The sequence below is a fragment of the Neobacillus rhizophilus genome, assembly GCF_018343535.1.
GTDB classification, from domain to species: Bacteria; Bacillota; Bacilli; order Bacillales; family Cytobacillaceae; genus Neobacillus; species Neobacillus rhizophilus.
Genome location: NZ_JAGYPF010000004.1, coordinates 842,532 through 866,549 on the forward strand (window position 1 = coordinate 842,532; position 24,018 = coordinate 866,549).

Consider the following 24,018-nt stretch of genomic DNA (forward strand, 5'->3'; position numbering starts at 1 on the left):
CGAAGATGAAAATAAAGCGACTTCAAATACTATTTATCAGCATTTTATTACTGGGATATCCTTTATTAGTTGGTTTCTCTAGTTACTTCATTTATGTAGCAGGTTTGTTTATTATTTATGCCATTATGGCCATGTCTCTCAATTTACTTACAGGATTCGGGGGTCAGATTTCAATTGGACACGCGGCATTTTTAGCGATTGGTGCGTATACCACAGCTATTTTAACTTTGAAGTTAGGACTTCCTTTTTGGTTGAACCTGCCATTATCAGGTGTGATAACAGCCATTGTCGGGTTTCTTATTGGTCTGCCGGCAGTGCGTCTAAGCGGTCACTTTTTAGCTATTGCCACTTTAGCTTTTGGTCTAGCGATTCCAGAAATCATGTTGAAGTGGGAAGGTTTAACAGGGGGATTTGCAGGATTGTTCATCGAAAAGCCTAGTTTATTTTCATCTGATACAAGTTTCTATTATTTTACGACCGTGATAGCCCTCATAATCACATGGTTAATTTTGAATCTTTTAAAAGGAAATTTTGGCAGGGCCTTTGTTGCTATTAGGGAAAGTGAGATTGCTGCCGAGGCAATGGGAGTAAATGTATCATTATACAAAACATTAATGTTTTCAATAAGTGCTTTTTTTACAGGGATAGCGGGAAGTCTCTATGCCTATTTTGTTGGTTTCATCAGTCCGCATGATTTTAATATGAATATATCACTTATAGTGTTGGCGATGATTGTTTTAGGCGGGTTGGCGTCGATCACTGGTTCTATTTTAGGTGCGTTTATTTTAACAATTATTCCTCAAGTTGCTGACCGTTTTCCGGGCTTTACAATTACCATTACGGGCGCGGCTTTAATTCTCACCATCTTATTTTTGCCGAACGGTCTTATCAGTCTATTTAACTATAAATGGAAACGGAAAAAAACAGAAAATAAACAATTATCATTGGAGGGGTGAATGATGAATCATGTTATTGGAACTTAAAAAGGTAACTGTGTCTTTCGGGGGCTTAACGGCGGTTAATAATCTAGATCTTCAAGTTGATGAGGGAATGATCTTTGCCATTATTGGACCGAATGGAGCAGGGAAAACTACAATATTAAATTGCATCAGCCGCTTCTACACACCATGCTCGGGCCAGATTAGTTTTAAAGGAGAGAATTTATTAACAAAAAAAACACACAAAGTTTTAGCATCTGGGATTTCGAGGAGCTTCCAAAATGTTGAATTATTTTCAAAAATGACTGTTTTGGATAACTTGTTGGTCGGACTTCATCCTTCTTTAAAAAGCAGTTTGTTATCAAATGCTTTTAAAACAAAAAAAAATAAACAAGAGGAAGAAGCAGCGAAAGAAATTGCATTTGAAATTTTAGAGCTATTTGATCTGAAACACCATGCCAATGAAGAAGTTAGAAATTTACCTTTTGGTATTCAAAAAATGATAGACATTGGTAGGGCTATTATTTCAAAGCCCAAGTTACTGCTGCTAGATGAACCTGTTGCTGGTATGAACATTGAAGAAACCAAAAAGAATGCTGAATTAATTACGCGTCTGAGAGATGAATTCGGGATTACGATTTTGATGATTGAACACGACATGTCATTAGTCATGAATATTTCTGATCGAATTGCTGTTATGGATTTCGGAAAAAAGATTGCCGAAGGTACGGTAACGGAGGTCCAAAATAATCCAAAAGTCATTGAAGCATATTTGGGTGAGGTGCAAGAAGATGTTGGAACTTAAACAAATTTCTGCGTTTTATGGGAATATTCAAGCATTGGACCGAATTTCTATACAGATTCCTGAAGGATCCATTGTTACATTATTAGGAGCAAATGGTGCGGGAAAATCTTCTACACTTAAAGTTATCTCTCAATTGCTGCCAATTAAAAGTGGCACTATGGTCTATAAAAATGAAGATATAAGTAACTTGGAGCCAAATGAAATCGTAAAACGGAGAATCATTCATTGTCCAGAAAATAGGCAGGTTTTTCCGAAACTTACAGTCGAAGAAAATCTAATCATTGGTTCCTATTTACGTAGGGATAAAGATCAAATAAAGAAGGATCTGAGTGATATCTTTTCTTACTTTCCCATCTTAAAAGAAAGATTAAAACAGTATGCATCAACATTAAGTGGCGGAGAACAACAAATGTTAGCCATCGGGCGGGCTTTAATGGGTAATCCAAAAGTTCTCCTATTGGATGAACCATCACTTGGGCTTGCTCCAATAATTGTGAATCAAATCTTTGAGATCATCCAAGAAATTAATCGGAAAGGCACTTCAATCCTTTTAGTGGAACAAAATGCGAATCTGGCTCTTCGCATTGCTGATTATGGGTACATTCTAGAAAATGGAAGAATTGGTTTAGAAGGAAGAGCTGAATTCCTGCGGAATAATGATGAAATCAGCAAGTATTATTTAGGTGGAAAATCACACGCTGCAAATCTGTATTGAGTGGGGAAAAATGAAAGGAGAAACACACATGAAAGAAATATCAAACGAATCCCTAAAGAAAACGTTAAGTTCCTCTGATCATAGAGTGTATATAACTTGTGTTGGAGAAGAGGGATACCCAAATGTAACAGTGCGCAAAGTAAAATTGGTAGAAGATACTAAAATAGAGTATTCCGATAATGCCAATAGCCGAACTGTACAATTAATGATGAAAAGTCCGAAGGTAGTGGTTACAGTAATAAATACGGATGACCCCTTTCATGGATATAAGATCAAGGGAAATGCTAGTTTCCACCAAATTGAAGAGCACGATAATACGAATAAAGTCATGAAGATTTCGATTACATTATCAGATGGTTTTTTGTATTAAATTATCTGAATATTTTGTATCTTGGAGGAGAGATAGTATGACTAGTTCAAATAAAAAAGATATATTCAAAGAAATTATGAGAAATTATCCAACAGGAGTGACAATCGTAACAACAATAAACCCTTCTAATCACCAACCAGTCGGACTTACAATCAATTCATTTACCTCGGTCTCATTAGATCCAACCTTGGTTTTATTCTGTGTTGATAAAGCATCTTCATCCTTAAGTTCATTTAGAGACTCAGGAAAATTCGCAATTCACGTGTTGGCCAGTGATCAAGTAAAAGTGTGTAATGTGTTTGCAAGTAAAAATACGAATAAGTTTGATCTCGCGAATTATAAAATTTCTGATAGGGGCTTACCTATTGTAGAATCTGCGTTAGGTGTTATGGAGTGCAAGTTAATTAACGAAATCGAGGCAGGGGATCATTTTATCTTTGTAGGAGAAGTTGAACATATTTCATTATGTCAAAAAGAGCCTTTGTTATATTTCCGTGGGAAAACAGGAGCAATTTCTAACGAATGGGTTTGTAGTTAATCGGCGTTACACTTCTACCCTTTTAATTCTTATACGTAAAGGAACAAATCTAATAAACTGCTTTTGTGAGGAGAATTGATTGTGACGGTTGAATCCAATGAAATTCACTATACTGATTACTCCTTTCAAAAATTATGCGAAATGAAGTTTGGCATAAATCGTGGAGTATACAACACAATAGATACTTGGTTTTATCATAATGGTGTAAAGAATATTATCTTTCGTCGAAAAAAAGTATTAGAATTTCTAAGTTTAGCGAGGATTCACAACGAGAACCCAAAGCTAAAGTTTGGAAAAGGAGGGCTAATCAGTAAATTAAATGAGTTTTGGACAGTTGAAAACACCACAGACAAGAGGGTTTCGAGAATAAAGATAGATTTATAAATTCATATTTCTGGAGATGAGTTGAGTGAGACTAAAGAATAAGGTGGCTATTATCACTGGTGGAGCTAGCGGTATTGGAAGAGAGACGGTTAAAAGATTTCTGGAAGAGGATGCGATTGTTGTTTTTACAGATATCAACGAAGAAATGGGAAGAATGACGCTTAGAAGGTTCCAAGAGAAGTATGATACTGTTGCCTTTTTAGTTCAGGATGTACAAAAAGAAGAAGACTGGATTAGGGTAGTTGAAGAGGTTTTAGATAAATATGGGAAGATTGATATCTTATTTAATAATGCCGGCGTTTATAAAAAGAAAGCCATTAATGAATTTACCGTTGAAGATTTCGATTTTATGATGGCTATTAATGTCAAAGGGGTATTTCTTGGAATGAAGCACGTGATTAACGTTATGAAGAGGCAAAGGAACGGTTCCATTATCAACACTTCGTCAATCGCCGGGTTAAAAAGTGCACCTGGCCACTCTTTTTATGGGGCAACTAAAGGCGCTGTCAACATCATGTCAAAAGGAGCGGCGCTCGATGTGATTTCGAATAATATTAGAATAAACACCATTCACCCGGGTACAATTGCAACTGAAATGGTTGATAATTTTGTAGCATCTCAAAAGACAATTTCAATAGAGTCCTTTCATAATTCTACACCAATGAAAAGAATGGGTACTCCAGTAGAGGTCGCTAACGCGGTTGTATTTCTGGCATCTGATGAATCAAGTTTTATAACGGGCAGCGAATTGGTCATTGATGGCGGAACTACGGCAACCACTCAAAGAACGTAAGAATTTTGAACGTAAACTTTATCAGGGAAAGGAACTTATGCATGGATAAACTAATGTATATTAATGGAGCTTGGACCGGGGGGATTTAGAGAAAACGGAAGTAATGAATCCTGCAACTGGAGAACGCAAGGTTCCGTTCCTCGATGAGGAAAGAAAGAAACAAAGGGTGCAATCGCGGCGGCATATGCAGCTTTTCCTGAATGGTCTAACCTGACAGCCTATGATCGGGCTGCATATTTAGAGAAATTATATATTCTTATGATGGAGAAGGCCGACGAAATTGCTGAACTGATGACAAGCGAAATGGGGAAACCTCTTGTTGAATCGAAAGGTGAAGTTCAATATGCCGCTTCGTTTATTAAATGGTATGCCGAAGAAGGTAAAAGGGTTTATGGGCGAACCATCCCCGCTCATGTAGATAATAAACGTATGCTTGTAACCAAGCAGCCAATTGGAGTTGTCGGGGCTATCACTCCATGGAATTTTCCCGCTGCCATGATTACAAGAAAGCTTGGGCCAGCACTAGCAGCAGGATGTACATTTATAGTGAAACCACCGAACCAAACTCCACTCACTGCCATTATGCTTATCGAATTATGCGAGCAAGCTGGCATCCCGAAAGGAGTTGTCAATCTAGTTTCAGGAAATTCTTCCGAAATTGGCGAAGAGCTACTAACAAATTCCCATGTAAGTAAAATAACATTTACCGGCTCGACAGAAGTAGGAAGAGAACTGATCAAGGAAGGCGCATCTCAAGTGATGAAAATGTCGATGGAGTTAGGCGGGCACGCACCCATTATCGTAATGGATGATGCAGACGTTGAAAAAGCAGTTAATGGCATCCTTGCATCGAAGTTTCGTAATGGTGTTCAAACCTGCATTTGCGGGAATCGTATTTATGTTCAAGAAGGCATCCATGATGAATTTGTGGAGAAATTTGCAGCAGCAGCTTCTAGTCTCAAGGTAGGAAACGGCCTTGATGAAGGAATAAATATTGGCCCAATAATTGACAAAGCTGGCTATGAGAAAATTGATAGTCATGTTCAAAATGCGGTTAGTAAAGGTGCAAAAGTGGTGTTAGGAGGGTACGGAAAAGCTGAAAATCATACCTATTTCTACGAACCTACCATTTTAACGGATGTTCATCCCGATATGGTTATTATGCATGAAGAGACATTCGGCCCTGTAGCACCAATTCAAAAAGTAAAAACAGAAGAAGAAGCAATTGAGTTTGCTAATCAGACTGAATACGGACTCGCTGCGTATGTATTCACGGAAAATTATAGTAGAGGAATCCGAATTGCAGAGCGTTTAAATTATGGAATTGTCGGCTGGAACGATGGTGTTCCATCCGCAGCACAAGTACCTTTTGGCGGTATGAAACAAAGCGGTATCGGTCGTGAGGGAGGGAGTGAGGGCTTAGAAGCGTATCTTGAGACAAAGTATATTTCAATAGGTTTGTAATCACCTAACTTAAAATGTTTTGCTTAAAATAAGACACTACTAAATAGTTTAGCTGGGGGTAGAAGGTATGAAAAATGTACTGAAAAGGGTAGGTATACTTATCCTTAGCATTTTGCTTCTAAGCGCATGTAACAGCAGTAAAGATGTATCTAAAACAAGTGAAGCCACTAAAAATAAAAACGCTCAAGGTGTTACAGATGATGAGATTGTCCTAGGTGCATGGGCACCACTAAGCGGAGCTGCGGCCCAATGGGGTACCTTGGTAAAAGGAGCACAATCATACTTTAATAAAGTAAATGCAGAGGGCGGAATAAACGGTCGAAAAATAAGATATGTCGCCTATGATGATGAATATCAACCATCCCGAAGTGTTGCAGCAGCAAAAAAACTAGTTGAAGAGGATAAAGTTTTTGCTATTGTAGGAGCGCTTGGGACTTCACATCACAAGGCAGCCCTGCCATACCTTACTAAAAAAGGGATACCGGTTGTAGCATTTGCATCCGGTGATAGTTCATTCGTTAATCCTCCTATTAAAACGTACTTTGGGTTACAAACAAATTATGATATTGAATCCCGTATTTTTTCGCAATATGCCGCAAAAGAATTGAAAGCTAAGACAGTCGGTATTCTTTTTCAAAATGACGATTTTGGAAAATCATACCTAGCTGGAGCACAAAAAGAACTCAAAAAATTAGGAATTGATATTGCAGCTGAGGTAGCTTATAACCTCAATGATGTTGACTTCAGTACACCGGCCATGCAAATGAAAAAGGCTAATCCGGACGTCATTTTAGTATTTGGAGCGGTTAAACCTGTTGCTGGATTTTGGAAAGAACTTGATAAAATTGGTGGAAAGAAACCGGCGATTTTCAACTATGGAAGCGGCAGTGATATGACAATATTTGAATTGGCGGGAAATGATGTAATGGAAGGTGTGATGAGTTCAACATGGATGACATCTGTTAGTGAAAAAGACAATCCAAAGATTCAAGCGTATCTAAAACAATTCACAAAAGATTATCCTGATGAGGACCCTTCTGCCAATGGGCCAATGTCTGGATGGACTTTTGCGCAGGTTATGGTAGAAGGATTAAAACGCTGTGGAGATGATTTATCCTGGGAGAACTTTATCAAACAAATGGAGACCCTCAAGGATTGGAATGGTTCATTAGCCTATAATGTTACCTATTCACCCAAAAATCGTTATGGACAGACATCCATTACCATGATTCAAGCAAAAAATGGGAAATTAGTTAAAATTTCTGATGTTATAAAATATGAACCATAATATTCTCTATGAATACGATACGCTTTCTTGGCGAATTGCCGAATGCATCAATTTTCTCACAAAATGGCCTTTGAACAGGTAATGAGAGCACCAAGAAAGCGCCCGCCAAGTCTTTGGAAAAATTCCAATTGGATTATTTGGATTGTTACTTAATCCATCATCCGGATTAGCGATGTATTTGGGTCTTGTCGTACGATGGAGGTATTGTACCATAAGGATAAAAACAGAGAGATGGTCAACAGCAACTTCCAAATGGTAGTAAACGATTTGATGACTCAAAATATAATCGTTCTACTGTTTATCAGATTGAATCCCATACGCACTGTCAGTAAATCGAAATTGCCAATTAAAACAGATCATTATGTTTAATTCGGGTCCTAGCACCCGTTTGCTGAGGGAAGAAATAAAATATTCCAAAATGAAGTGCTTGTTTCTATCGCGAAAAAGAATATTAAATCCTTGAGTCAGGTGGTTTTTTACGGTGTTTAATTAAAAGGGAAGTAAAAGGGAAAGACGAGGAATAGGCAATATAAATTATGACAGGAATAAAAGCGGCAGGAAGCTAAAAAAAGAATTAGTAATTTTATATCTAAATTAAAAAATAAGGCATGATGAAGAAGATTAGCGATTTGGCCACAGGGACGGTTCCCGTGGCTTTTTCTTTCTTGAAAAAGCACCACCTGAACCGTCCCCATGGTCTATTTAAAACTTCCTAGGGAATTGTTTCACAATTGCAAAGGTGATGGTGTCCGCCATTTCTAAAGCTTCCAACTCAATTTTATCAAATATTGCAATACTTTCTTTAAAATTTTGTTGGAGTATTAATACTGCTTCCCTTTCAGTAAGGGCTAGATGTTCGAAAAACATTTCTTGGAATTCTTTTCTTGATATAAATGGATTGATCTTACTTAGGAATTCGGCAATTTCTGCTCCATTTGCATACCATCTTCTCCGAGCATCTGCCACAGCTTTTTGATTGCCTGCTTTCGCAGCTGTAACCAGTTCTGCAGCAATGACCAGGTGCTCCCTTATTAGGTTGGCGAACTGTGCTGCTATTTTATTTCCATAGAAAGGCTTTAATAAATTTCCCATATCTGTGGCATTCCGGAGAAGTCGTGCAGTATTCGCGGCTAGATCAGGTAAATTAAAAGCTATGCTATTGATCACCAATCTTGTCCAAAATACGTGCTGTTCCCAAACCATACGCATGGAGCTTTTCAAACGATCTTCCCGTTCGCTAACACCATCAGTGTTGAACCACGGATTCATAGTCTCACCCCCAAACACTCAAACTCAGTTTCAGTATATTCCCATTTAAAAAAAGTGCCTGTACAATTTTGTATGCACAGGGACGGTTCTTTTGTCTCATTTTCTAGTGAAAGTGATGCACGAGAACCGTCCCCATGACTCATAAATGTAAAACTTTACTTTTGTTCTGAACAAAAACCTATTATAGTAGTAGATGGAGATAAATAATAATTTATAAAGTGGAAGTCTTATATATTTTGTAGGGGCAGATGGGAATTAGCATCTAGAAGTTATTGGAATTTGGAGGCAAATTGAAAATGTTGAATATCCGTAATGTTAAAATGGAAGATCTAACTGAGATTACTATCATTGAAAGCCTGTGTTTTCCAATAGAAGAGGCTGCGACGAAAGAAGCATTTGAAAAGCGGATTCGTTTAATACCAGATAGTTTCTTTGTGGCTGAAAGGAAAGGTGCAATTGTAGGTTTTGTTAATGGACCCGTGATCGAAACACCATATATTACAGATGACTTATTTCGAGAAATCAAAGCTAATCCACTGACAGGTGGACATCAAAGTGTTCTTGGAATAGCGGTTACTCCGCATTTTCAAACCCGCGGTGTAGCGGCAGCGCTTCTTGCTCATATCGAAGAAGCAGCGACTGCCAAAAAACGTGAGACCATCACACTTACTTGTAAAGAAGACTTAATTGTCTTCTATGAAAAATTTGGATATGTCAACATGGGGGATTCAAACTCAGAGCATGGTGGTGTAATCTGGTACAATATGGTTAAAATATTATCATAATGGTTTTACTCTATTATGGAGTGAATGAAACATGGGGACGGTTCTTTTGCCTCGCTTTGGTCGATAAAGTGAGGCAAAAGAACCGTCCCCATGCCTCATTAGCTAAGGAGTGTTGATAATGGCACGTGTTTTGTTTATTAATGGTGGTTCTGAAGGTCATGTTAATCCGACTCTTGGAGTTGTAAGGGAACTTGTTTCGCGTGGAGAAGAGGTAGTATACTTTACAATAGAGGCTTTTCGAGAACGTGTTGAGAAGACGGGCGCTACTGTAAGAACGTTTGATGGTGAGAAATTTATAAAAGCTTTTATTTCAGGTGGAAGAAATTATTTACTGGAAAGAATCAACGGTCTTTTGCGTACGGCGGATATCATGATTCCTAGTGTTCTTGAGCAAATTGAAGGAGAACAGTTTGATTATATCATCCACGATTCCATGTTTGGCTGCGGACGGATACTAGCACAAATACTGAAGCTTCCGGCCGTTAATTCTTGTACTTCTTTTGCACAGACAAAAGCATCATTTGATCAAATGCTGGAACATCTTTCACAAAATATCCCAACCGAAATTCGTGATGAGTATCAAAACCTCACAAAAAAAATAAAAGAAAAATATGATGTGGAGATCCATTCTCCTTACGAAGTTTTTTGTAACCCGGCACCAATTACAATCGTTTATACAACAAGGGAATTTCAACCTTTTGGAGAATCATTTGACCAGTCGTACAAATTTGTGGGTCCATCCATTTCTTTACGAGCAACCCAAGAAAACTTTGACCATATTCCGATCAAGGGAAAAAGCCTAATTTACATTTCACTAGGTACTGTCTTTAACCAAGCAATAGATTTCTATAAGCTTTGTTTTAAAGCATTTGGAAACACTGATCATACTGTAGTCATGTCTATTGGGGAAAAAACGCAACGATCCGATTTAGGGGAGATTCCTAAGAACTTCATTGTGAAAAATTACGTTCCACAAACAGAAGTATTGAAATACACGAGTGTTTTCATCACCCATGGTGGAATGAACAGTGTCCATGAAGGTCTCTATTATGGGGTTCCGCTCATTGTCATCCCTCAAAGCGCGGATCAGCCAATCATTGCCGGGCAAGTTGCCAAACTCGGAGCCGGTATTACACTACAGATGCAAAACCTGACTGCAAATCAACTCAGTGAAACTTTGGATCAAGTGTTAAAACAACCTTCTTACCAAAAAGCTGCTGCAAGCATCGGAGAATCTTTTCAAAAATCGGGTGGATACCACCAAGCTGTGGATGAGATTTTCAAATATAAAAATTGACGCATGGGGACGGTTCTTTTGCCTCATTTTCTAGAGAAAGTGAGGCACGAGAACCGTCCCCGTGTGTCACTTAGTGAGGTGACTATAGGATGGGTACTAAAGATCAAGTTTCTGTAAGTGGCCATAAAGATTATCAAGCAGAACTGGAGCGCTTAGAGTTTACGAAGGAATATATCCGGACCGTTTTGGAAATTTCGCAGGGGAATAGAGAATTCTTCGTTGAAAATATGAGGCAATCCTTTGCTGAACTGAATTCTAAGGATAGCAGTACGAGCTACACCGATCTCCTCGCGAATGCAAGCTTTCTTGAATTAGCGGAAAGTGAATTGAAACGGTTGGAGAGTGTGATTGGCAAACCATATTTTTCAAGGATTGATTTCACAAGCGATAGTACGAAAAAAGAAGAAATTTTGTACATTGGCAAGGTGTCGTTGTTCGACCGTGTCACACAGCAGCCGATTATTGTGGATTGGCGGTCGCCGATTGCCAATGTTTACTATGATGGTCGGCTCGGAGAGGTGTCCTATGACGCCTATGGGGAGACACAAACTGGTTATCTATCCTTAAAGAGGCAATATGACATAGTCGATGGATTATTAAAAGAAATCAGTGACATCGATTTAACCACACATGATGAACTTTTGCAAAAGTCTTTGTCTGGTAAAGCTGATAATCGCTTAACAGAAATCGTGGCGACCATTCAAAACGAGCAAAATGAAGTAATCAGGGCATCTCTGAAGCACCCTATTATTGTTCAAGGAGCGGCGGGAAGCGGGAAAACAACAATCGCACTCCATAGAATATCCTACTTTCTCTATTCCTTTGGCTTTCAATTTCCTCCCGAAAAATTAATGATACTCGCGCCAAACCGATTGTTTATTGATTATATTTCTGCCGTCTTACCAGAACTCGGTGTCAACAAAATCAATCAAACCACCTATATCGATTTTATGAGAAACTGTTTAGGCCAGAAAATAAAACTTTTTTCACCTAACTCCAAGCTCATGAAGTTCCTTGAAAATAACGGATCCAATAAATCGATGCAATGGGTCTCTAGTTATAAAGGTTCACTTGAATTTAAAGAATTAATCAATCGATACATCAAGGAATTGGAAAGCAATCTTGCCCCAGAAGAGGATTTTGTGATTGAAATTTCCGTGCTCATGAAAGGGAAAAAGCTTAAAAGACTATTTTTAAAAGAATATACGTACTTACCAATCTACAAAAGGCTAGGAAAAATAAAAAACCTTTTAGAAGATGATCTAAAAAGGAAAAAATCCATTATGTTATCAAAACTGAACAAGAAATACGAAGAAGCACTCGAAAAGGTCCTTTATAACTGGAGGCAGGATCCAGAAAAAAGAAAGCAAAAAGTGGTCACCTTAATGGAGAGAAAAGAGCAACGGATAAAGAGGATTGAGCAGGAGGCAAAAGTCGCTGTAAAAAAATATATGGGTGCATTTGACATGAAAGATATTTTTACCTTGTATAAGGAACTAATGACTTCTCCAGATATGCTTCAAAAGCATTCCACCACTCTAACAGAACAAGAATGTAAGGTTCTAAGTAAATATTGTCAGCGTATCTTTGAACGGGGTGCATATGAACTGGAGGATTTAGCACCGCTATTTTATATGAAAGCAAAGCTAGAAGGCATCGATGATAAACATAAAATGCGCAGTATTTTCATTGATGAAGCGCAGGATTATAGCTATTTTCAATTTGTCGCATTAAAGGAAGGCTTTGAAACAGATTTGTTTACCATCGTGGGGGATTTGGCCCAAGGCATTCATTCCTATCGCGGCTTGAATAGCTGGACACCGGTTTTGAAGGAGATCTTCCCAAATGCGAATTATCAAGCATTGCAAAAAAGCTACCGAACAACCGTCGAAATCATGAATTTGGCAAATGATATCCTGATGTTAATAGATCAAGACTTGCCAAAGGTCGAACCCGTCATTCGTCATGGCCAAAAACCATACTATAAAAAGATTGATCCTGTGAATCTGGAACAGGTTAGGCTGCTGCTGGAACAGGATATATCCTCACTCAAAAGTGAAGAGCTGAACTACATCGCGATTATTGGCCGTACCGATAAGGAATGCCAGAGAATTCAACAGCTCTTGGAAAACAGCCAACTTCCGATTCAGTTATTAGAAGAAAAACAAGAAATGAAGAAGGGGCATATCGTGATTTTGCCTTCATATTTATCAAAAGGCTTGGAGTTTGATGCTGTTTTGCTTGTCTGCTTGGATGAACCATATTCACAAGCGGACCTGGACATCAAATTGTTGTACGTCTCGATGACAAGACCGATGCACCGATTATATCTGTATGGGAGAGACCAGGCGGACTTTTTATTAAATAGGGCGGAGTCATTGCATTTTGAAAATTGAAGCATGGGGACGGTTCTTCTGCCTCATTTTCACTCCGAAAATGAGGCACGAGAACCGTCCCTATGTCTCAAAACTGCTAGAAATATTCTAGCAGTTTTTTGTGTTCAGGATTTCTCTCTTTTGTTGGAAAATATTGCAATCCAGATAATGTAATTAGGTTATAATCAGCTTATAAGATTTATATTTTATATGAATGAAAAAGCGGGGGAACATACAAATGAAAATTTTTAAAAAAAGTGATTATACGATCACGAAGAACGGAATCAGTCAACTTGAAACCATTCCCATTGGCGGTATAAAACAAAGCATTCTTATTCAGACTGAAAAACCAGGAAGTCCAATCCTGCTCTTTATTCATGGAGGTCCCAGTATGCCTGTTCCTGGTGTCTCAAATCGAGGCACTGATTACACATTGGTCATGACCACCAAAGAATTAATTAAAAATTTTACAGTGGTTTTTTGGGACCAACGCGGTACAGGAAAATCCTTTTCCAAAGATATACCAAAAGAAACCATGAACTTGAAGCAATTTATCGATGATGCCAAAGATGTCACAGATTATTTAAGATCTCGGTTCAAGCAAGACAAACTCCATCTGGCGGCTCATTCCTGGGGAAGTGTGATCGGATTAAACCTTGCGTACAAATATCCGGAAAAATACTTTTCTTATACGGGTTTTTCTCAGATTACGAACTGGGTTGAAAATGATAAGTTAAGCTATAAGTGGTTGATTGAGATGGCCGCTGAGACAAACAACAAACGTGCGTTAGCGGAGCTTGCGGCGGTAGGAGAACCTCCTTATACGAAGGATTTTAAACAGTGGTCTGTTATCAGGAAATGGCAGTTAAAATATCGTACTATGTTTTATGATGCGGGTGACAAAAAGTCTGCTTCCTTTTTTTCGGGGTTAAAAATCATGTTGCGTTCGCCGGATTATTCTCTTATAGATATATATAATTCCCTTTTGAGAGGTTTTAAGCTTTCCTATACAGATGCATTGATCCACGATATCAATACATTTGATTTTTTCAGTGAGGTGCCAGCCTTAAATGTACCTGTCATGTTTATCCATGGTAGCAAGGAAAAACATGTCATGCCTGAACTCATCACTCGTTATTTCGAAGATCTTGATGCCCCTAAAGGAAAATCATTACATTGGTCTGAGAAATCTTCCCATGTTTTTCATTTTGATGATGCAAGAGAAAATGAGCAAAGACTTATCCGACATTTATTAGAGACGCAATGTAATTAACTTACCCACCAAGAACATTAGAGTTAAGAAGTAGGAGGAAAAATGAGTAAAGATCAAATTATTAAAGAAAAAATAAGTTTAATAGAATGGGTTGCTTCTTTAAAAGAAATTTCAAATGATCTTTGGTTTAACCCTTTTAAAGAAGGGGCATGGGGGATTGCAGATGTCATTTCCCATTTTATTTCGTGGGACAAATTTCTAATAACCAATAGAGTATCCTATATTTATCATAATGAGGAATTTCCGGAGGTAAATATAGATGTAGAAGCTATTAATAAAATGGCATCACAATATGCTAGATCAGGTATTTCTAAAGAGGAGCTTATTAGTGAGTTTATCACTGTTCGAAAGGAACTTGTGTCTTTGTTGCAAAAAATCCCAGAAGAAACATTTTCTGAACCTTATCCGGGAAGAGAAAACATGACAATAGGAGAGTACTTTGTAGGGATGATCGAACATGACTTAAAACATAAGGAACAAATAGTGAAGCATATTAAAAAGGAATGAAACACAGGGACGGTTCTCATGCCTCATTTTCTAGTGAAATTGAGGCATGAGAACCGTCCGTGACTACTGAAAAACACAAAGCAGTCCTACTCTTCCCGTGAGCGCAAGAAAATAGCGCTCCTGGTAAAAAGAAGCCCACTATTCGGCCCGTGGGGACAAGAAAAGCAGCACACCGGTAAAAATAAGCCGTTTATTCGGCTCGTGTGTATTATTTGTGTAAAACAGAAGTTTGCGACCATTTATTTTAATAAAAGGAGGATTCTAAAAAAATTAAAGATTATTGTAGTGTTCACTATTAACCATACGGTGATTTTGTCACACGTGTGGTTTTTTGTTTTTTCATATGTTCAAAGTGATGATATGAAAAAAGCGGACGCGATTCATTTAAATAGTCCTAAGCATCTTTAGAACGACAGCAACATATAAGAGGACCTGCCGGAACATTGCCCATTTAGCGATATCCGGGTTTTTTTTGTAATATACACTTTACTTTATGTAAAGTTTATATTACATTATGTATAACGGAGTTTACCAAATATAGAAGAAAATAAAATAAGGGGGAAACCATGACCTATCAAGAAAAGAAAAGCATCGTATCGTTGATCAGCGCCGTAGTTATTTTCGGAACTTATTGCTTGTACATGTACCCACGTCACCCTGAAGGGGGGCTGGAGTCGCTGGAAACCTTTCGCTATTGGGGTTCATTCGTCCTCATCCTGACTTTGCTTTCAATTGTCGCCCACATCATTATCAGCATTCTTTTCAACATCCTATTTAGAATGACAACTGGAGAAAAAGAACCAACATTCGCAGATGAACTGGATAAGTTAATTGACTTGAAAGCGAACCGAAATTCCTTTTTTGTCTTTATACTCGGCTTTTTACTTGCAATGGGATCTCTGGTTATCTTTCAGCCGTCACAGTTCATGTTCATGATTTTGATCATTTCGGGGTTCATTTCCGATGTGACTGGATCCGTTACGAAACTTTATCACTATCGGAAAGGAGTATAATAATGGGCAAACATCTTGTCGGCAATCATATCAGACGATTACGATTTGACCATAATGAAATGACCCAGCAGCAACTGGCTGACAAGGTAGGCGTTACAAGACAAACCATCGTGGCCCTTGAAAAAGGAAATTATTCCCCATCCTTAGAACTTGCTTTTCGCATAGCTCTCGCCTTTAACTTACCGCTGGAAGAGGTATTCTTCTATGGGGAAAACACTAATAAGTAAGAACTATTCTGGTTTTTTGCTTTACCGTTTTTGAATTTATGAAGAGAAGGGGATAAGTAAATGAATTCAAATAAAAAAGCTGCGAAACTTGTAGGAGCATTGTTTATTCTTGCGGCAGTTACGGCGGTAATTGGTCTAAACTTATATAATCCTATCCTAAAAGGTCCTGATTACCTGATAAAAGGTTCTGAACAAGCCAACCAAGTGATAACAGGAGCGCTTATGGAGCTAATACTTGTCGTTTCAGCTGTTGGTACAGCAACGATTATGTTTCCTTTTTTACGAAAGTACAATGAAACGATTGCTCTCTGGCATGTTTGTTTCAGATTTCTTGAAGCGATTATCATCACGGTTGGTGTAATAAGCGTCCTGTCCCTATTAACCTTAAGCCGGGAATATACAGCAGCGGGTGCTCCGGATATTGCCTCTTTTCATGCTTCAGGCACAGTACTAATAGCAATACATGACTGGACATTTTTGCTTGGTCCGAATTTCATGCTGGGCATTAATACGATGATGTACAGTTATATATTTTTTAAATCGAAGCTCGTACCAAGATTTATTCCCATCTTGGGTATGACAGGGGCTGCACTTGTTTTTATCGCAGCATTGTTAGAAATGTTTGGAGTCATTCAACAACTTTCGATTTGGGGTGCATTACTGTCGCTGCCAGTAGCGGCTAATGAAATGATTTTAGCCGTATGGCTCATCTTTAAAGGATTCAATGTATCTGCACTTGCTGCCTTGTCTACAAAAAAGAATACGTTTGGAAGCTCCACTTGAGATAATGCGGTTCCGAAACAATTAAGATAGCAGACTTAATTAAGAACTGATAGTTTGACTACCTCATAATGTCATTCAAATTGGTGGCAAAAGCTTATTAGTAAATAAGCAGCGAGGATATTTTCCAAAAAGGTCCAAAACGGGTTCAAACGAAGTACCGGTCACGTAGGAATGATCTACGTGCCCAAACCGGGTCTGAAACAGAGAAATTGGTCACGTAGGAATGATCTACGTGACCGAACCTGGTCTGAAATAGAGTAATTGGTCACGTAGGAATGATCTACGTGACCGAACCGGGTCTGAAACAGAGAAATTGGTCACGTAGGAATGATCTACGTGCCCGAACCGGGTCTGAAACAGAGTAATTGGTCACGTAGGAATGATCTACGTGCCCGAACCTGGTCTGAAACAGAGTAATTGGTCACGTAGGAATGATCTACGTGCCCGAACCGGGTCTGAAACAGAGTAATTGGTCACGTAGGAATGAACTACGTGACCGAAATGGGTCTGCAACAGAGTAACTGGTCACGTAGGAGTGTTCTACGTGATTGTCAAGGTGTTATATATTTTAATAAAAGAATAGGTTTTTAAAGGAAGAAATTTGATAGTTTCGAAGGATGTGGAGGAAAATCAATGAAAGCCATCGTTTATAACAAATATGGTTCACCCGATGTTCTTAATCTGAGAGAAGTAGATAAACCTATTCCTGAGGACCATCAGGTACTGGTAAAGATACATGCAGGATCCTTGAACTATGGTAATCTAGTGCTTCTTAAAGGAGAGCCCTTCTTAGCCCGTTTTGCCTTCGGTCTTCTAAAACCAAAATACCCCATACCCGGGGGTGACATTGCGGGCCGGGTCGCAGCAGTTGGTAAAGATGTTAAACAGTTTCAGCCAGGCCAAGAGGTATTTGGAGATCTTTCCAGAGCTGGCTGGGGTGGTTTTGCTGAATATGTATCTGTTCCTGAGAGCGCATTGGCGTTAAAACCAGAAAATATCACATTTGAGGAAGCTGCTGCGGTACCAATGGCGGCAGTTACAGCCTTACAGGGTCTAAGGGATAAAGGCAAGATTAAGGCGGGACAGAAGGTTTTGATAAATGGTGCATCTGGTGGTGTTGGGACTTTTGCGGTACAAATTGCCAAAGCTTACGGAGCTGAAGTAACAGGTGTTTGCAGTACGAGAAATTTAGAAATCCTTCGTTCCATCGGGGCAGATCATGTAATTGATTATACAAAAGAGGATTTTACCGAAAAAGGACAGAAGTATGACCTGATTCTCGGTGTGAATGGGCACCATCCGATTTCAGCTTATAAGCGATCCTTAAATGCTAATGGAACTTTTGTTCACGTTGGAGGTTCGGGTGCACAGCTGTTTCAAACAATGACCTTAGGGCCTTGGTTCTCGCTCACTGGGAGGAATAAAATGTCTAGCCTATTACAAAGGCAAAACCAAAATGATTTAATTTATATAAAAGAACTCCTTGAAGCCGGAAAAGTAAAACCAGTTATTGATAAAACTTTTAAGATGAGTGAAGTGGAAGAAGCTTTCAAGTACTTTGAACAAGGGCACGCTCAAGGAAAAGTTGTCATCACAGTATGAAAACTTTTAAGGAATCATAACGGATAGAATAAAGACAGGCGATACTGTGTGTGGTATCGCCTTTTCTAATCAGCCTCTAATTTTCTCGTATTTTTTAAATATATAAAAATTTCAAAATTTTGTAGTATAATATTTTCTGAAAAGAAAAAACTACTAAAATGTGTAAAGGGTGAGAGAGATGCTTGCTAGAGATTTTATTTTAAAGACTTTTCAAAAATATGAAGTAGAGTATTTGTTTGGAAACCCTGGGACAACTGAATTGCCATTGGTTGACGGGCTGGTGAACTATCCGGATCTTAAGTATATTCTTTCCTTACACGAAGATGTGTGTGTTGGGATGGCTGCAGGCTATGCCCAAGCAACTGGTAAACCAGGCGTAGTTAATCTTCATGCTGCCCCCGGCTTGGCTCATGGATTGGGGAACATTTACAATGCCTATCGTGCGGGGGTACCGCTAATTGTCACCGCCGGCCAGCAGGATACCAGACTCGCTATCCAGGAACCAGCACTTTGGGGAGATATGGTAAGCATGGCCCAAAATTACACAAAATGGAGCTGGGAAGTCAAAAATGCGCAGGAATTACCTATTGTCCTACATCGGGCCTTTAAAGTAGCCCTTACCGAACCGATGGGTCCTGTTTTTCTTTCTCTTCCTTCGGATGTGCTTTGGCAGGAGATTGAAGCAGAAACAATCCCACTTACCATTGTTGCTTCCAATATCAGGGGAGATCTTGAAGCAGTGCAAAAGGCGGCTAGTTGGATTCGGCATGCCAGCAACCCTGTCTTTATGGTCGGGGATCACTTGGCAAGCAGCCAAGGAGTGAATGAGATGGTTCGACTTGCGGAGAAGATTGGTGCTCCAGTATATGTAGAGCATCAGGCCTCCAGATTAAACTTCCCTTATGGTCACCGTCAATACGCGGGAAGATGCCTGCCAAACGGGCCCTTTATCAAAAAAGCCCTTTCTGAAGCGGATGTTGTGATTTTCGTGGGAGTCACAAGTCAAGCCCCGCTCCTTTACTTTGACCAGCCGATTATCCAAGAGGGAACCAAGGTAATCGCTATTGACAGTGGTGAATGGGAGCTTGGCAAGAACATGCATGTAGATATTGCCGTTTCGGCCAACCCAAGAATCGCCATTAAAGAAATTGCAGAATTAATTGAAACCCAATCAAATGATGAGGATAAAGCCCGATTTGAGAGTTTAAAAGAAAAGACTCTAAAGAAGAAAATACATAGTGATGAGCTGCGTTTAAAGGAACTGGAAGAAACTAGAGGCCAATTTCCTTTATCTCCTGCCGAAGTCATGTATGAATTAAATAAAGCACTGCCGGAAAATGTTTTAGTTGTGGACGAATCCGTAACTTCCGGAAGATATACCCACAGTTATTTGGAACTGAACCAGCCTGGAAGCCTTTTCGCATTGAAGGGCGGTGGTCTCGGGTACGGTATGCCGGCCTCCCTTGGCGCTCAGCTGGGGCGTCCTGATCAGAGGGTTGTCAATATCATTGGGGATGGTTCTTCCCTTTACTATATTCAATCATTATGGAATGCTGCTAAGTATCAACTCCCAGTAGTCTTTGTGATTATGAATAACCAAAGCTACATGATTCTTAAAGGTGGAATTCTTAATATCAAAGGGGAATCCGCCAAGCACAACGTTTTCCCGGGGATGGATTTAAACGAACCCCCAGTAGATTTTGTTAATGTTGCTAAAGGGTTTGGAATTGATTCTGTCAGAATTGAAAGGTCCGAGGAACTTCAACCGGCATTTGAAAAAGCCTTTCAAGAAAAAAAGCCGATTTTGCTGGATGTGGTTATTGATTCAACCGTTAAAGTTTATCTTCAGTAAAACTATTAAAGTTAACTTGATTTGTACAAGGCAGTATAGAAGTATGAAATAAATGCTGGATGATTTTAATCACAAAATTAATATTGTAATGAAGCACGGGGACGGTTCTTCTGCATCATTTTCTGGCGAAAATGAAGCATGAGAACCGTCCCCGTGTATCACTTTCCTAATTCTTTTCGCAACAACCTATTATGCAGTTTGGAAAGAAATAGTAAGGAAATGATGGTACCAGCTAAGGTTAATACCATATCCCATTGTACATCCCATATATCACCTTGGTTCCCTAGAAAGTTTTTAGCTGTTTTTCCTCCCTTGAGTATAATAAAACTTATCCATTCAATGATTTCATACATAGCAGAAATGGCGAGAGAAATACTTGTCACATTCCAGAATAACCATTTACCTTTTTTCAATGGGGTTTTCCTTAATAATAATTCTCTAATTACGATAGCTGACATGCCTTTTAAAAAATGTCCAAATCGATCGTAGTGATTTCTTTTGAAATCAAAAGTATCTTTTATCCAATTAAATAGAGGAACCTTTGAATAGGTGTAATGGCCGCCGACAAACATCAAGATCGCCATAATAGCAATAATGACGTAAGAGAGGGTAGTAAGACGAAACTTTTTGTACGTTAATAGTGCGATTATTAATATGATGATGGCAGGAGTGGCTTCCAATGTCCATGACATGAAGCTTGCAGGTTTGATAAGTGACCAAATTAAAACGGCGATTACAACCAGTAATAACAGAACATGAATCGTCTTGACACTTTTTCCTTTCATTTCTTATTTCACTCCTATAGGCTTTCCAGGATCACTTTTATCATTTGATCTCATAAACCAATTACTGATAAGAGACATTTCAAAAAAGCTCAGCTTGATATCCAATAGGTTCAAGCAGCTGAAAAAAGACTGTTGAACCTATTTTTTCAACAGCCCTAAATAGTTTGATTATTTTGGTCTAAAAGGTTGGAAAGGATAACCGAGTTTTCTTGGTCGGCATCATATTGCACAACATCATCATACTCAAATAAACGAAAGCTATCTGGGAAATGTTCGCGCATGTATTTCACAAATGCATGCGGATCATTATTTCCTCCACGTCGAAATTCCATCATAATGGCCCGAAATTTATGCGGTGGCAATTCGGTTTGGATGTGATAAGAGTTAGTAAATCCCAATTGATCCGAACTGTATAGGTTATAGGTATAAAACATCCTAAGACCCTCTTTCTTTAATATTCAGTTATATTATTTTGCCCTATTTATTGATTGTTATCTGTGAATATTTTTGCAAATCAATTAAAAAATAAAAGGGTGAAACATGGGGACGGTTCTCGTGCCTCATTTTCGAGCGCTAATGAGACACGAGAACCGTCCCCATGCATCTAAATAGGGGAGCGAACTTAATTGAACGTTGATAACACGGGAAAATTTACATTTAGACTGGAGAATGACGAAGGGGAGGTGGAAGTTGAAGGTGAAATCAATGGGAAAAGCGAAATCCCATTTTTTGATGATTTAAAGTTTAAAGCAGTTATAGGGCTGCTTAATTCAATTGATAAAAAGAACTTTAGTGATTCAGGGAATCATCAAGTATTTAAATATTTTATCAGGGAAATTGAAGAGACGATTCATGAAATGAAAAAATATGATCAATTTCAAGGAAAACTTAAGTAAATCAAATTGTGGTCTAATTAATAAATCAAAACTACCTCAAATCACACTAAAATACGATTAAATACAGACTAGGAAGGGGGAGCGGTTCTTCCCAGGCTGTATTTATTTGTATACTATTTTCGCATATCATGCCATTTTTGAAATTGACCATGTTCAAAGTGGCCCTTGTGTACTTGGTTAAAGTGATGTTCTGAATGGGTTGCCCTACCGCCGCTAAAGCCAATCAAAACACCGAGTGCAAAGACACAAACAGAATATATAATTCGATGCTTTCTTTTCTTGCGGGATTGGGTGAATTTTTCTTTTAATTCATTTCTAATTTCATTTTTAATCTCATCTTTAAGAGTTTTGATGTTTTCTTGATTCCGTTCTAAAGGTTGCTTTTGAGGTTCTTCATGAGGAAGCTCTCGTGGTTCATCTGACATTCCTGCTCACCTCCTTTTCTCCTAATATATAGGAATCGCAATTTATCATTTCTTAACAAATTGTTAAATTTTATGGAAATTTTTTTTCGCTTTTACTGGACTATAATTTGGTGTTTGGGACCTAGTAAATCTTTGATAAAATCGCACTTTTGGATTAAGGACAAAACCGAGGCAAATTTCTATATTGGCAGCTGGAAATATTTGTGATATTTTTGAGCTACCGATTGTTAAAAGAGTATTTATATCAACATCGATTCAGTACGTCTTTGAATAAAATTAATTGTTTTTAAGAGGGTGAGCGAGATAAATATTAAGGGGCTAGACCATTTAGTTTTAACAGTTAAAGATATTGAAGTTACATGTGAATTTTACTCTTCAGTAATGGGAATGGAGGTTCAAACCTTTGGTGAAGGGAGAAAAGCACTTAAATTTGGAAATCAAAAAATAAATTTGCATCAAAGTGGGAAGGAGTTCGAGCCAAAAGCAATACAGCCTACACCTGGCTCAGCTGATTTATGTTTTATTACGGATACTCCAATAGAACAAATAGTAGAATACTTAGAAAAGCATGGAATTACCATTATTCAGGGTCCTATAGAACGAACTGGTGCGTTAGGAAGCATCAATTCAGTTTATTTTAGGGATCCGGATCTTAACTTAATTGAGGTTTCTAATTATATTAGGTAAAAACATTATGTGGACTTAATCTCATAAAGAAACACGGGGACGGTTCTTCTACCTCATTTTCTAGCCGAAATGAGACACGAGAACCGTCCCCGTGTCTCATTATTGACAATATATTTGTAAGCCATTATCATTTTAGTTACTTTATAGTAACAAAATCTTGCCTTTGGGAGGGAGTAAGTGTGGAATTCTTATATGAATATATATATGACGAAAAGCCTGAAAATGTAAGTGAAAAAGTACATCAAAATAGAATGAATCAAAAAAAGGAAATCATTAAGACTGCTTTTAGGCTTTTTGGCCAAAAAGGTTATTACAAAACAACCTTGGAGGATATCGGCCACGAGATTGGAATTACCAGAGCAGCCCTTTATCGCTATTTTTCATCGAAGGATGAACTATTATTTCAATGTCACAAAGTGGTGTATGAATTTGCCTTGAATAATCTGAAACAGCTGCAAGACATTCAAAGTCCTTCTGAACGCATGACAAAAATGTTAGAATCTCATATTCTTAGTTATTTTCACGAAGATTTTCCCTTATCGTACCCAACTTTGTTGTCGCTTTCCTCATTTCCTGAAGTATATAAAAACCAGGTAAAAGAATATAGAAAAATGGTTGAAGAACCATATTTTAAATGTTTGAAAGATTGGCGGTGTGCGAGCCCCGATCAGCTTAAGGATATGGATGATAGGATTATCATTAATACTTTTTTCAACGCAGCAAATTCAGTGCCTAGATGGTGGGATGGAAAAAGTGACCCAACCAAAATTGCAAAAAATGTAGTAGCGATTCTGGTAGATGGAATTAAACATGTATCGAGCTAACACTAAAAAAAATTTATATTCTGAAAATTCAGTTGACTTTTTGTTACTATGGAGTTACTATATTTTTGTAACTCAATAGTAATTTTTTTGTGCAAAAAAGTATATTTATAAGTTGTACATAAC

Annotated in this window: 27 protein-coding genes; 22 read left to right on the top strand and 5 right to left on the bottom strand. The window is 38.3% G+C overall.

What is annotated here, in order from left to right; all coding sequences use genetic code 11:
• Positions 1-5: 5 nt before the first annotated feature.
• The 9 genes from KHA99_RS22250 (at position 6) to KHA99_RS22290 (ending at position 7,295) form a co-directional block, all read left to right on the top strand.
• Positions 6-956, top strand: a complete 951-nt coding sequence (locus tag KHA99_RS22250) for a branched-chain amino acid ABC transporter permease (protein WP_213119649.1) — start codon at positions 6-8, stop codon at positions 954-956.
• Between the two features lie 10 nt (positions 957-966).
• Positions 967-1,743, top strand: coding sequence for an ABC transporter ATP-binding protein (locus KHA99_RS22255; protein WP_213119650.1), 777 nt, complete (start codon positions 967-969; stop codon positions 1,741-1,743).
• Positions 1,730-2,458 carry an ABC transporter ATP-binding protein gene (locus tag KHA99_RS22260; RefSeq protein WP_213119651.1) on the top strand — a complete coding sequence of 243 codons (729 nt, stop codon included), beginning with the start codon at positions 1,730-1,732 and terminating at the stop codon, positions 2,456-2,458. Before KHA99_RS22255 ends, KHA99_RS22260 begins: the two co-directional genes overlap by 14 nt.
• 28 nt (positions 2,459-2,486) lie before the next feature.
• A complete protein-coding gene (locus KHA99_RS22265) occupies positions 2,487-2,828 on the top strand; it encodes a pyridoxamine 5'-phosphate oxidase family protein (protein WP_213119652.1) in 342 nt (113 codons plus the stop codon).
• A 37-nt stretch (positions 2,829-2,865) separates the two neighbouring features.
• Positions 2,866-3,366: a flavin reductase family protein gene (locus KHA99_RS22270; RefSeq protein WP_213119653.1), complete on the top strand. Its 501-nt coding sequence runs from the start codon at positions 2,866-2,868 to the stop codon at positions 3,364-3,366.
• A gap of 81 nt (positions 3,367-3,447) precedes the next feature.
• Positions 3,448-3,750 carry a hypothetical protein gene (locus tag KHA99_RS22275; protein WP_307852133.1) on the top strand — a complete coding sequence of 101 codons (303 nt, stop codon included), beginning with the start codon at positions 3,448-3,450 and terminating at the stop codon, positions 3,748-3,750.
• Positions 3,751-3,775: 25 nt separating this feature from the next.
• Positions 3,776-4,543: an SDR family NAD(P)-dependent oxidoreductase gene (locus KHA99_RS22280; RefSeq protein ID WP_213119654.1), complete on the top strand. Its 768-nt coding sequence runs from the start codon at positions 3,776-3,778 to the stop codon at positions 4,541-4,543.
• A gap of 210 nt (positions 4,544-4,753) precedes the next feature.
• On the top strand, positions 4,754-6,007 hold the full coding sequence (locus tag KHA99_RS22285; RefSeq protein ID WP_307852141.1) for an NAD-dependent succinate-semialdehyde dehydrogenase: 1,254 nt from the start codon (positions 4,754-4,756) through the stop codon (positions 6,005-6,007).
• A 67-nt stretch (positions 6,008-6,074) separates the two neighbouring features.
• Positions 6,075-7,295, top strand: coding sequence for an ABC transporter substrate-binding protein (locus KHA99_RS22290; protein WP_213119655.1), 1,221 nt, complete (start codon positions 6,075-6,077; stop codon positions 7,293-7,295).
• A 6-nt stretch (positions 7,296-7,301) separates the two neighbouring features.
• Here the strand turns inward: KHA99_RS22290 and KHA99_RS22295 are convergent, their stop codons facing one another.
• Positions 7,302-7,574, bottom strand: coding sequence for a hypothetical protein (locus KHA99_RS22295; RefSeq protein ID WP_213119656.1), 273 nt, complete (start codon positions 7,572-7,574; stop codon positions 7,302-7,304).
• 423 nt (positions 7,575-7,997) lie between these two features.
• Positions 7,998-8,564, bottom strand: a complete 567-nt coding sequence (locus tag KHA99_RS22300; RefSeq protein ID WP_249366820.1) for an acetylglutamate kinase — start codon at positions 8,562-8,564, stop codon at positions 7,998-8,000.
• 296 nt (positions 8,565-8,860) lie between these two features.
• Here KHA99_RS22300 and KHA99_RS22305 point away from each other — a divergent pair, with 296 nt between their 5' ends.
• From KHA99_RS22305 to KHA99_RS22350, 10 genes are all read left to right on the top strand, one after another.
• Positions 8,861-9,349 (top strand): GNAT family N-acetyltransferase, encoded by a 489-nt coding sequence (locus KHA99_RS22305; protein WP_213119657.1) that lies wholly within the window; start codon positions 8,861-8,863, stop codon positions 9,347-9,349.
• A 118-nt stretch (positions 9,350-9,467) separates the two neighbouring features.
• Positions 9,468-10,646, top strand: coding sequence for a macrolide family glycosyltransferase (locus tag KHA99_RS22310; protein WP_213119658.1), 1,179 nt, complete (start codon positions 9,468-9,470; stop codon positions 10,644-10,646).
• Positions 10,647-10,735: 89 nt separating this feature from the next.
• Positions 10,736-13,042, top strand: a complete 2,307-nt coding sequence (gene helD, locus KHA99_RS22315) for an RNA polymerase recycling motor HelD (RefSeq protein ID WP_213119659.1) — start codon at positions 10,736-10,738, stop codon at positions 13,040-13,042.
• 217 nt (positions 13,043-13,259) lie between these two features.
• Positions 13,260-14,294 (top strand): alpha/beta hydrolase, encoded by a 1,035-nt coding sequence (locus tag KHA99_RS22320; RefSeq protein ID WP_213119660.1) that lies wholly within the window; start codon positions 13,260-13,262, stop codon positions 14,292-14,294.
• Between the two features lie 42 nt (positions 14,295-14,336).
• Positions 14,337-14,801 (top strand): DinB family protein, encoded by a 465-nt coding sequence (locus tag KHA99_RS22325; RefSeq protein ID WP_213119661.1) that lies wholly within the window; start codon positions 14,337-14,339, stop codon positions 14,799-14,801.
• Between the two features lie 566 nt (positions 14,802-15,367).
• The gene (locus tag KHA99_RS22330) at positions 15,368-15,814 is read left to right on the top strand and encodes a hypothetical protein (protein WP_213119662.1); all 447 of its coding nucleotides are present in this window, start codon (positions 15,368-15,370) and stop codon (positions 15,812-15,814) included.
• A gap of 2 nt (positions 15,815-15,816) precedes the next feature.
• A complete protein-coding gene (locus KHA99_RS22335) occupies positions 15,817-16,041 on the top strand; it encodes a helix-turn-helix transcriptional regulator (RefSeq protein WP_213119663.1) in 225 nt (74 codons plus the stop codon).
• A 60-nt stretch (positions 16,042-16,101) separates the two neighbouring features.
• Positions 16,102-16,824: a DUF4386 domain-containing protein gene (locus KHA99_RS22340; protein WP_213119664.1), complete on the top strand. Its 723-nt coding sequence runs from the start codon at positions 16,102-16,104 to the stop codon at positions 16,822-16,824.
• Positions 16,825-17,457: 633 nt separating this feature from the next.
• Entirely contained in the window at positions 17,458-18,426 is a 969-nt protein-coding gene (locus KHA99_RS22345; RefSeq protein ID WP_213119665.1) for an NAD(P)-dependent alcohol dehydrogenase, read from the top strand.
• A gap of 178 nt (positions 18,427-18,604) precedes the next feature.
• Positions 18,605-20,278 (top strand): thiamine pyrophosphate-binding protein, encoded by a 1,674-nt coding sequence (locus KHA99_RS22350; protein WP_213119666.1) that lies wholly within the window; start codon positions 18,605-18,607, stop codon positions 20,276-20,278.
• Between the two features lie 158 nt (positions 20,279-20,436).
• Here KHA99_RS22350 and KHA99_RS22355 read toward each other — a convergent pair whose 3' ends face one another.
• Both KHA99_RS22355 and KHA99_RS22360 read right to left on the bottom strand, forming a co-directional pair.
• Positions 20,437-21,063, bottom strand: coding sequence for a DUF2238 domain-containing protein (locus KHA99_RS22355; protein ID WP_213119667.1), 627 nt, complete (start codon positions 21,061-21,063; stop codon positions 20,437-20,439).
• 155 nt (positions 21,064-21,218) lie between these two features.
• The gene (locus tag KHA99_RS22360) at positions 21,219-21,497 is read right to left on the bottom strand and encodes a hypothetical protein (protein WP_213119668.1); all 279 of its coding nucleotides are present in this window, start codon (positions 21,495-21,497) and stop codon (positions 21,219-21,221) included.
• 192 nt (positions 21,498-21,689) lie between these two features.
• On the opposite strand from KHA99_RS22360, the gene KHA99_RS22365 reads away from it, so the two are divergent.
• Positions 21,690-21,959 carry a hypothetical protein gene (locus tag KHA99_RS22365; protein WP_213119669.1) on the top strand — a complete coding sequence of 90 codons (270 nt, stop codon included), beginning with the start codon at positions 21,690-21,692 and terminating at the stop codon, positions 21,957-21,959.
• Between the two features lie 113 nt (positions 21,960-22,072).
• On the opposite strand, the gene KHA99_RS22370 is transcribed toward KHA99_RS22365, so the two are convergent.
• Positions 22,073-22,384 carry a hypothetical protein gene (locus KHA99_RS22370; RefSeq protein WP_213119670.1) on the bottom strand — a complete coding sequence of 104 codons (312 nt, stop codon included), beginning with the start codon at positions 22,382-22,384 and terminating at the stop codon, positions 22,073-22,075.
• A 303-nt stretch (positions 22,385-22,687) separates the two neighbouring features.
• Between KHA99_RS22370 and KHA99_RS22375 the strand changes: the two genes are divergently transcribed.
• Both KHA99_RS22375 and KHA99_RS22380 read left to right on the top strand, forming a co-directional pair.
• Positions 22,688-23,071 carry a VOC family protein gene (locus tag KHA99_RS22375; protein ID WP_213119803.1) on the top strand — a complete coding sequence of 128 codons (384 nt, stop codon included), beginning with the start codon at positions 22,688-22,690 and terminating at the stop codon, positions 23,069-23,071.
• 179 nt (positions 23,072-23,250) lie between these two features.
• Positions 23,251-23,895: a TetR/AcrR family transcriptional regulator gene (locus KHA99_RS22380; RefSeq protein WP_213119671.1), complete on the top strand. Its 645-nt coding sequence runs from the start codon at positions 23,251-23,253 to the stop codon at positions 23,893-23,895.
• Positions 23,896-24,018 lie beyond the last annotated feature (123 nt).